Annotated in this window: 7 protein-coding genes; 2 read left to right on the forward strand and 5 right to left on the reverse strand. The window is 59.3% G+C overall.

Features of this window, described 5'->3' with window-relative positions; translation table 11 throughout:
* Positions 1–180 precede the first annotated feature (180 nt).
* The 5 genes from VFI82_02750 to VFI82_02770 form a co-directional block, all read right to left on the reverse strand.
* Positions 181–1,704 (reverse strand): hypothetical protein, encoded by a 1,524-nt coding sequence (locus tag VFI82_02750; GenBank protein HET7183573.1) that lies wholly within the window; start codon positions 1,702–1,704, stop codon positions 181–183.
* Positions 1,705–1,924: 220 nt separating this feature from the next.
* Complete coding sequence (locus VFI82_02755; GenBank protein ID HET7183574.1) at positions 1,925–3,100, reverse strand: glycosyltransferase family 4 protein; 1,176 nt, start codon at positions 3,098–3,100, stop codon at positions 1,925–1,927.
* A 108-nt stretch (positions 3,101–3,208) separates the two neighbouring features.
* Complete coding sequence (locus VFI82_02760; GenBank protein HET7183575.1) at positions 3,209–3,703, reverse strand: hypothetical protein; 495 nt, start codon at positions 3,701–3,703, stop codon at positions 3,209–3,211.
* Positions 3,704–3,801: 98 nt separating this feature from the next.
* Complete coding sequence (locus VFI82_02765) at positions 3,802–6,573, reverse strand: MtrB/PioB family outer membrane beta-barrel protein (GenBank protein HET7183576.1); 2,772 nt, start codon at positions 6,571–6,573, stop codon at positions 3,802–3,804.
* Between the two features lie 15 nt (positions 6,574–6,588).
* Positions 6,589–7,566: a DmsE family decaheme c-type cytochrome gene (locus tag VFI82_02770; protein ID HET7183577.1), complete on the reverse strand. Its 978-nt coding sequence runs from the start codon at positions 7,564–7,566 to the stop codon at positions 6,589–6,591.
* Positions 7,567–8,000: 434 nt separating this feature from the next.
* Between VFI82_02770 and VFI82_02775 the strand changes: the two genes are divergently transcribed.
* The gene (locus tag VFI82_02775; GenBank protein ID HET7183578.1) at positions 8,001–9,158 is read left to right on the forward strand and encodes an FAD-dependent oxidoreductase; all 1,158 of its coding nucleotides are present in this window, start codon (positions 8,001–8,003) and stop codon (positions 9,156–9,158) included.
* A gap of 26 nt (positions 9,159–9,184) precedes the next feature.
* Positions 9,185–9,824, forward strand: a 640-nt coding sequence (locus VFI82_02780) for a hydantoinase/oxoprolinase N-terminal domain-containing protein (GenBank protein HET7183579.1), incomplete at its 3' end; no start/stop codon positions are given.

Consider the following 9,824-nt stretch of genomic DNA (forward strand, 5'->3'; position numbering starts at 1 on the left):
ACACTGGCGGGATTTTTCCACTCTGCGCCAGCGAGATCAGCAAGGGGAGGGCGTACACCAGGCAAACCGGCGCCAGTAGTGCCCAGATGATGGCTTTGGAGCGGCCCTGCGGAGGCAGGCTTAACGAAATGTTGTTTCGTCCGGTCCTTCCAATCAACGGTGCAGGCTCGGTCGCGATCGTCATTTGCTGATAACCGTGGGACTCCCCAGGGGCGAGCTCGCCGATGGCACGACCGCCCTCACCGGGCGCCGCGCAAACCTTCTTTGCGGCAGCCGCGCTCGGGTGACTTGCGCGACGGGCAACAGAATCAGAATGCTGAGGCAAACATTCTGCACCACTCCACCCAGATACTGGGACATCTGGGATTCCAGGGCCACGAAACCCGGCAGCAAGGCAAAGCCAACCCCCTTCATCAGAACGCCGGAACTGCGGCTCAGCATCAAAGCGCCAAGACAGTCAAAGACAAGGCCAATAAACATCATCACGACAGCGGCTCCAAACCATCCGAAACTGATGTAACTCTCCGCCAGCACGCCCACCGAAATCGATACTCCGTCTAATCCCCGCTCCGAGGTGATGCCGTAGAGCACCTGGTACAAGCGGTTGGCGTCGTTGACCGTCGGCTTGTCGCGCCAGATCACTCGCGGGATCAGCGTGGTCGCCATGTAGGTATACATTTTCCAACCCTGGTGCGGAATTATGGCGGGCGTCAGATCCACCACGTTGGCCGTCGGCTGCAACAACGAAAAGCGGTTCATGGAACTGTAAATTTGAAGGCGAAGTGCATTCGTATCGGAATTGACCAACGCGCTTTCCCACGCGTCCCGCGACATCCTCAGCCAATTTGCCGCCCGTGATACGTCGCCCCCGGACGGGTTGGAGGAATACCAGGTATTCGCCCGGAACTCCTCCTTCGCCGGCTGCAGGAATAAAACGTATGCAAACACTGCAACAATCGCAGCCTTGGGGACGCTATGGCGAGCATCGATAACTACGCATCCCGTGACCATAATGATGGTAGCGCCGGTACCTATCCATCCCGTGGACAAGCCCGTCAGGAACGTCGTAGCGACGAATAGCACCAGCATTGCGCGCTCATAACCGGGTACGGGTCTCATCAAACTGCGCCGCAGCATAATCGCGTAGGCAATCAGCGGAACAATGTTGACGAGAATCACCAACACCTGTTTCAGGGAAGCGCCAAAGACGAGCACCGCAGACGGAAAGTAACGCACGACGGTCCCCATCAGCATCATCGCGACCAGCAGCTTGGCAGAGCTACGCGAATCGCGCAGGTGGAGGGTCGGCATTCGCCGCAGACGCCTTCCGGCGCCCAGATGCATGCCCGCGTAAATCGATGCCACTCCCAGCAAAGCCAGTAATTGGGCGCGAACTATGCCTTGCGGAGTAACAAACCCGCCGGAGAATCGCCAACTCTCCGCTCGACTCCAGAACAGCGGCACGCCATACGCCAGCCAGAACATACCCGCAATGCAGGCAAAAATTGGAAAATGTTTTTCTGCGGCAGGCTTCGCCTTCCACGCAATCCATGCGCCCCAGGCGATTTGAAGCAGAAGCAGAGACAGCAGTGCTTGTAGCCAGGTGACGCTGTTGCCGCGCGTCAGCCACAGAAAGAAGGTGACGAGAACCGGCACCGGCGTGTAACGGCGGCTTGTATCCGAGCGCACGCCGGACCCGATCATATGCCGCTGTAACGCTGGCGCTAGCCGAGGTCGCATCGCGATCTTTAAAGGGTCCTCCGGCAAACTCCGGCAGGGTCGACTGTCAATCGCCGGAAGCTGCCACCGAAGTTTTCGAATCGTAGCATGGTTCACGCCCCACCCTTTGCTGATTCAAGACTCGGTATTCAGTTGAATATCGGCCGGAAACGAAAACCGCTCGGTGGCGGTTCGAGCATCCGCCTCACCGCCGGCGGACGGAATGGACTGCTTCCACAACCCCGCTGACCGCCACTGCCGTCGAGTACTCGGCCACTCGACGCGCGGCTGCTTCGCCCATTCGCCGCAGACGTTCACGATCGGCGGCGAACGATGCCATGCGCGCCAAGAGCGCTTCCACATGACCGGCCGGGTAGGTCGCGCCCGTCGATGGCGTGATGAGATCCGGGCCGCAACCGACTTTGTCTGAAACAATGCATGGGCGGCTGCATGCCATGGCTTCATTTACCACCAGGCCCCAAGTTTCACCGCCGGAGGTAAGGTCCAGTGCATCGCAGGCCACATAGGCCTTCACCATCTCGCTCTGATTCAAAAACCCGGTGAATGTCACCGGCGCCCCGCGCTCTCGAGCGAACGCCTCCGCTTCGGCCCGCAGCGGCCCATCTCCAGCCATCAACCCGTGTACCCGTATGCCACTGCGTGCGGCCAACTCCAGCGCCCGCAAGAAATCCAGCGGACGCTTTTGACCAATGAATTTCGCCGCCCAGAGAAACACGACACAATCTGGCGGCAGTCGCCACTCGGCGCGAGTCTGTGCCCGCTGCGGGAGAAGGCGCGCGACATGCTCGCCGAACCAGCGCTCGTCAATCGAATGGGGAACTAAAAAAATGCGGTCGCGCCGGGCGCCATAGTGAAGAAAGTAATCGCGTGCCCACTGGCCGACGGCCAGGCAGGCGTCCATGCGGGGTATGAACAGGCGGTACACGGGCCACTTGGCCGCCGCCGTTAGCGCCGGCCGTTCGGTGTGCAGATGGGAATCGCTGCGCACCATCACCGGTGTACCGCTTTGCCGGCAAGCGAAAATGGACTGCCAGTAACTCTTGCGATTCCAGCCGCAATTGATCACCGCATCGAGACGGCATTGACGAATGAGGTCGCGAATCTCCGGCGTGTCCAGCCCGCCGAAATGGTCCAGCGAAGGCGTCGTGGCGATGTTCTTGAGGAACCGGTGCGGGTAGCCGTCGAGGAGCGGAATGTCCCAGTCGAACTCGACGCCGAACCCCGCCTCCGCCTGCTCCTTGGGCGTGGCGTAGTGGCAGAAAAAAACTTCCAGGTCCAGATCCGGATGTGCCGCCAGCGCGCGAAACCAATGGGCCTGGTATTGAATCGGATGCGTGGCAACAATGGCGATGCGCTTCAAAACTTTCGCTGTTGCGTCCTCGAGAAATGGGGGCTTGCCGCAACAGTGTACTCGATTGCCACAACTGAACGTGGCCGTCAGAAGTCGGATACCAACAGCCCCCTCGGCCTAGAAGCTGTACTTCAACGACAGCGTTCCGACGTTCGCGTGGAAGTCTCGAGGAGCGACCACCCGCAGGAGCCCCAGGCTTGCGGCCTCATCCTTCGAGTTGTAGTCGTAGTAGCTCCACACGCCCTTGAACTGGACCCCTTTGACCACCTCGTAGGCAATGCCCAAATGAGCCTTGTGCCAGTTGATGGCCTGCGGGCCGAGCGGCTGATCCGGAAACGGACCGACGAAGGCACAGGTCGGCGCCCCGCTCACGGTCCCGACTTGCGGTGCGTTGGAAGGACAAGCCAGACCCAATGGATTACTTCCGGCAAGAGCCGGTGCGTTACCGAACACATCACCGACAACCAGGAGCTGTGTGCCATTGTCGGCGCGCAGCCACCTGGTGTGTCCGTTATCGCCGGTGATTTCATAGCCCAGGGTCAGGGTCACCCGCTTGACCGGCTGAAAGGAAATGTTGGCGTAACCGGAGTTCGTGGTCTCCTGATAGTCCAATAGCAAGTTTCGAGCCGTGGAAGCCGGCGGCAGTAGCATGAGCGCCCACTGTACGTGGGATGGGCACCATGACCCATCCCACTCGTTACAGGCCAAGCTTAGAAGTGGTACTCGAGTGTGGCCGCGATGTAGTGCACACGGTACGAGGGCTGGTCGACCCCGAGGAACAGGTATCTGGCTGCGGAGTTGTCGCCCACCGCGAAATACGGATAGAAGGGGCTGGACGTAAAAGCCGGAGTTGCAGGATTAACTGTTGGGGAGTTGGCCAGTAGCCTGACGTTGCATGGGGCACCGACCAGATTTGCTGCCGCCGACCCGGTGAAGGGCGCCTGGGGGCTGATGCAACCCATGTAAGGCGTCATGGCCGAAGTCTGGTAGTCCTTGTTGTCGAACTGCTGGAGGCGGTACTCAAACTTGGGCACGAAGCTCTTGCTTAGCTTGTACTTGAAGACAACCGCCAGCTCGTGCATGCGGGTAGTGGTTTGGGGATAGGACGTAGCTGCGCTTGTATTAACCAGAGTGAAGCAATCTGGCCTGGAGGGAGCACACGAAAGCGAAGTCGCCCCAGCAGCGGTATTGATGATTCTGGAGTCGCCCAGCCACGAGGTGAGGACATTGCCGGTTCCCGCCGACAAAGAATAGTAAGTCGAAATGTTGATCTTCTTGCTGGCCGAAGCATCTATGCCTGCTGTATACGTGTCAAAAATGTCGCGATAGATGCTTGACCAATCATTGTTGCTGGTGTCGCATCCGTTACAGGTGAGGATGGTCTGCACGCCAGTGGTGGGCGCGCGGTTTCGCGAGACCATGCGCTTGTGGTACCTCTCGTGGGCATACTCGGCAAACAACGAGAGGTTCTTCGAAAACGCGTAACTACCATCAACGGCGTAGATGAACGACAGGTCCTTCAACGCACCGTAGAGATAGTATGGACCAACGGTTGTTCCTTGGCCCCCGGTGGGGGTAGGGTTGAGCGGGACGGCACTGTTGACGCCACCTTTGCGGTTAAAGTCGTTCTGGATGGTCTGGAAACTGCCGGTGAAGGTGAATTTCTGAAGATTGTACTGCACCATGACATCAGCCCGGTTCAGCAGCCGGGAAGCTTCATCAAACCGGCGGTGACACCGTTGCTCGCTGGTAAAGGCTGTGGTGGTGGTATCGGAACAGGGAACTTCCACCTCCACCCCGGCAGCATTGATAAAGGACGCTTCCCTATCCTGGTATTCCTCCGGCTTGCGATCCTGGTGCCGCCCCGACACGCGGAACAGCAGGTCCCGGGTCGGACTCCAGTCAACGCCGCCAAAGAAGGAATTCTCGGTGGAATGGGCGGCGTCACGATGGCTACGGTCCATCCATTCGCGCTCGTAGCCGACCTTGACCGTGCTGCGAGTGGCGAAAAACCAGTCGCCACTCACCTCGAAAGTCTTGCGGTTATAGCCAAAGGGACTGTTGATCTCGGTGGCGCCACTGCCGGACGTGACCGTGGGATCGCCCGGAGTTAACTGGCCTGTTGCGGTGGCGTTCGCCCCGATAGTGTCACCCAGAATGGGCGTGAATGCGCGACTGGGAGTGTTGTTGTTGTAGTCGTAATGGCGATACTTGGCCGCCAGTTCGACACTCTTGACAGGCTTCAGTATGGCCGTCCAGTTCATGGCCAGTGTCTGCTTCTGGCCTCCCAGGCGGGGCGCCGGAAGCGCCCCAACGGTGATCGCGGTGTTCGCCGTGTAGGGAAGGAAAGGGTCATTCTGGCGCAGCCAGCCGGGGTTGACTGTACCCTGAATGCGCACGTACTTGCCGAGGTCGAAGGCGCCGGCAAAGTTCAGGTAGTGCGCATGATTGTCGGGATAAAGATCCACCTGTCCGTGGGCGGGAACGGCGCCAATGGAACACCGAGACGTGCCCGTACACCCGTTCTGGCCCGGGGCAAAGGTCAACACAGGAACATCCGCGGTGGCAAACGGGTTGTCGAAAACCATGGATGGGGTATTGTTTGTGAAAAACGACCCAGTGTAACCGACCTGCACCACCCAGCTCTGCTTGCCGTATTCGATCGACGGTTTCACGGTGTTGGTGAAATAGTCGATCGTCTCGGGAAGCTCGACGCCCGTACCGGGACTTGGCAGAGGGTTTGCTGCCGTACCAGTGAGCCCGGAAGACAGGCTATTGGCGCTCGCGCTGGGGCTTGGGTTGAAGAGCAGTCCAATGGGCCGCGTCCCCACCTGGTTTTCGCGCGTGTACAAGATCGAGATGTTGAAGTCAGGGGTGATGTTGTAGCTGATCAGGCCCGTCCCACCCTTGCGGACAATGGCGGGCACGATGAAAGTTTCGCCGGGAACCAGTTGCGTAGCCACTAGCGGCGGCAGGTTGTTATTGATCTGGATTGCCGTGCCGATGGCTGACGCCGCCGTCAACGACGTCTTCAGGGCCGGCGACAACGTCCACACCCCGCGGCCGGTAAGCACATAGGGGGTTCGCGTGGTGTTGGAGTAAGTGTGCGGTATCTCGTCGTAGCGGAACTGGACCTTGAACTTGCCGTATTCACCCAAGGTCGTCAAGTAGCTCTGGTTCTTGTAGAACGTGCTTTGCGACTGCGCGTTCAAATACATCTTCGACCCTAGCACATTATCCAGATTGACGAAGAACCTGGGGACCACGAAGCCGTTGCGGATGTCGCGATACTCGCTGTATTTCGAGGTAAAAATGTCGGGACTGAATGGCAGATCAGGGCGGCCGTAGACGTCGCCCCAGGAATGCCGGACGCCAAACTCGACGCTGCCAAGTGGGACCTTTTCTTCTTGCCCGTAAAGCGCCGCGGGAAGAAGCAGAAGTGCGAGCAGCACAACCAGCGTAAGTTGCTTTGTTTTTTTCATTGCTCTTCTTCCTCCTTAGCGCAAAAACATATTTCCGGACGGGTGGTTAGACCCGTGGATCTGGGAATGACAATTGGTACAACCGCGGTTGAAGTCGCGGATTGCAGGGAGCAGCGTGGGTGTGGTGGGGTGACGGCTGGTCACGTGACAGGAATCGCAAACCCGTGGCATCCGCACTTTCAGCAATTGCGGGTTGTTAGTGCCGTGCGCTTCATGGCAGTTAGCGCAGTTTTCCATCACCGGGGGATGTTCCCAGAGGAACGGCCCTCTCCGCTCGGTGTGACATGAGAGGCAGTTCTCGTTGACGGTGGCCTGAATGAGCTGTTTCGGATTGGGCGTGCCGTGGGGATTATGACAACTGGTGCAGGTGACCTTGCCTTCACGGTACGGCATGTGCGAGGAGCGCTGCAACTGTGCGCGCCGCATCTGGTGACAATCCAGGCAGAGTTCAGGCTGGGGCTTCTTCACCCCGCTGACTTCGGTGAGCGGCTGGCTATAGCGCGCCTCGGAGGTAAGCTTATCGTATCGGCGGCCCGGATTTCCGTAGTGGACCTGATGGCAGTTGATGCAGGCAATGGCGCGCGACTCGTGCGGGCTGCCGCGCCAGAAGATGCGATTGCCGCGTGAGTGGCAGGTGAGGCAAGCCGAGTTCTGCTCCTCCACCGAGTTCTTGGAATCCTTGGTGAAGCGGACAGGAATGGTGTCCTTGCCGCCACCGGCTTCCACGTGAGCCTTACCCGGCCCGTGGCAAGCTTCGCAGCCACGAGCTTCCCACGGCGTTTTGGGATGCGCCATGGACTTACCCATGACGGTATTGACGTACGACTTTTGCTGGCCCTCGTGACAGGCGACGCAGGTGTCCATGCCGACGTAATCGCCGTCAGATTTTGCGGCAGGTTTCGCGTTGGCCTGTGGAGCGGCGGAGTTGGACTGTGCGCCGGCGAGGGCCGTCGCGAAGATTAAAACGAGGAAGACTCCCGATATGGACCTCATAGCCGGCTGCGCCCGACCTCCTTTGTTTGTATTGGAATAAACATGAGCCCGAAACGGGTCCCGCAAAACAGGGCCATAATGGGCATCGTTGTACGAAAGGGCTGTGACTCGGAGCACATGTATTTGTGATCGAGTCGCGGGGGTTAGCGGGAGAAGATACTGGACGGCGGCGATTCGTTCTAACTGGCGCTTACACTCTGGGTCCTTGTAGGGCATTTTGAATTCTTTCTTGCTACCACGCAGACGAGAGGTGCGCCAATCGCACCATCACGGTGAGAGAGGATACACAACGGTCTCCTTTTGGGAAGTGATTCTTACAGATTCGACCTTTATTTCCTGTCACTTAGGTGGTGCCAGCAACAGCCGGAACGGGATGAGCTAGGATTGCAACTTCCACGAACGCTTTGCACTGGGGCTTGGACGGGAACCCACGAATGGAAACCGCGGACGTTGTCATTATCGGCGGAGGGATTGTCGGGTCCAGCATTGCCTATCATCTGACTGCTGCCGGATGCCGCAATGTGCTGGTGATCGAGCGCGAAACTTCGCAGGGCAAAGGTTCCACCGGCAAGAGCATGGGCGGCGTCCGCGCGCAATTCGCCACTCCGGTCAACATCCAGATGTCGCTGTACTCGATTCCCTTTTATGCCGCCTTCGATGAAACCCTCGGATTTCCGTGCGGCTACCGCCCCCAGGGATATTTGTTCATGGCCACGCGCGAGTCGCACATGAACTATGTCCGCTCCAACCTGGAGCGGCAGATTGCTCTGGGTCTGAAGACGGCGCGGCTGGTTTCCGCGGGCGAAATCCGTTCCCTCTACCCGCAGTTGCGCGGCGACGACATCGTCGGCGGCAGCTTTTGCTCCACCGACGGCTTTGTTGATCCCTACAGCGCCATGATCGGCTTCACGACATGGGCCGTGGAACACGGCGCGCGGATTTGGAAGAACGCGACCGTGTCAGCAATCCGAGTTGAGCGTACGCGCGTAACGGCCGTAGAGACCACGCGCGGCCCTGTGGAAACGCGCGTCGTCGTCAACGCCGCCGGCCCATGGGCATCCGAGATCGCCGCCATGGCCGGGATCGAGTTGCCGGTGGTTCCGCTGCGTAGAATGCTGGTGCCCACTGAACCATTCGACCAATTCCCGCACACCGCGCCCATGATCATCGACATGAGCAACGGTTTTCATTTCCGTCCCGAGTCGCTTGGTTTCCTCCTGGCGTGGAATGACCCGGAAGAGACGCCCGGCTTTAAAACCGATTTTGAGCCCGCTTTCATCGAGAAAATCCTGACCCGCGCCGCCGACCGCGTACCCGTCTTTGAAAACCTGGCGGTGAATCCCAAACGTGCCTGGGCCGGACTCTATGAAGTCTCGCCCGATCATCACTGCATTCTCGGCCCAGTAGACGAAGTGCGCGGCTTCTTCCTCGCCAACGGCTTCAGCGGGCACGGCGTGATGCACGCACCCTCAACCGGAAAGATTCTCGCTGACTTGATCCTGACCGGCAGCACCAATATCGTGAACCCGGAATTGCTGAGCCTGAACCGCTTCGCAAGCGGAAGGCTGCTGGAGGAAACGGCAGTACTCTAGCAAGTAGCCACGAACCGCCAGCCACCATGAGAATTGCCGTTGACACCGGCGGGACCTTTACCGATTGCGTCTTCCTGCGTGACCGCAAGATCCAGGTCCTGAAAGTCTTCTCCACAGCGGCCAATCCGTCGGATGCAATCGTTGCCGCGCTCCGGAAAATCAGCCCCGGCGCAAAGCCGGAAGTCCGCCATGGAACCACTGTCGGCACCAACACCTTGCTGGAGCGCAAAGGAGCGCGTGTGGCTTTCGTGACCACCGAGGGTTTCGAAGACACTATCGCCATCGGACGTCAGGCGCGCCCGCGCTTGTACGACTGGTTCATGGTTCCGGATCCCGCGCTGGTGCCCGCGGAGTTGCGCTTTGGCGTCGCCGAACGAACCTCGGCAACTGGTGAAATTCTGAAATCTCCCAGCGCCGAGGACTTGCAAGACCTAGTGGTCTCGCTGGCAGCAGCGCGGCCCGATGCCATTGCCGTTTCCCTCCTCTTTTCCTTCGCGAACGTCCGCAACGAACAGGCTGTCGCCGGCGCGTTGCGCAAGCTCGGCTTGCCCATTTCGCTCGCACACGAGATTCTTCCCGAATTCCGCGAGTACGAGCGCGCCTCCACCGTCGCTGTCAATGCCTATCTCGCCCCAGGAATGGGACGCTACATCAGCGGACTGCAGC

The sequence above is a fragment of the Terriglobales bacterium genome (genome assembly GCA_035691485.1).
Classification (GTDB): Bacteria; Acidobacteriota; Terriglobia; order Terriglobales; family Acidobacteriaceae; genus JAIQGF01.

Coding starts and splice junctions, on each gene's coding strand:
- VFI82_02750 (HET7183573.1), bottom strand. CDS start 1,704: ATGATCGGGTCCGGCGTGCGCTCGGATACAAGCCGCCGTTACACGCCG.
- VFI82_02765 (HET7183576.1), bottom strand. CDS start 6,573: ATGAAAAAAACAAAGCAACTTACGCTGGTTGTGCTGCTCGCACTTCTG.
- VFI82_02770 (HET7183577.1), bottom strand. CDS start 7,566: ATGAGGTCCATATCGGGAGTCTTCCTCGTTTTAATCTTCGCGACGGCC.
- VFI82_02775 (HET7183578.1), top strand. CDS start 8,001: ATGGAAACCGCGGACGTTGTCATTATCGGCGGAGGGATTGTCGGGTCC.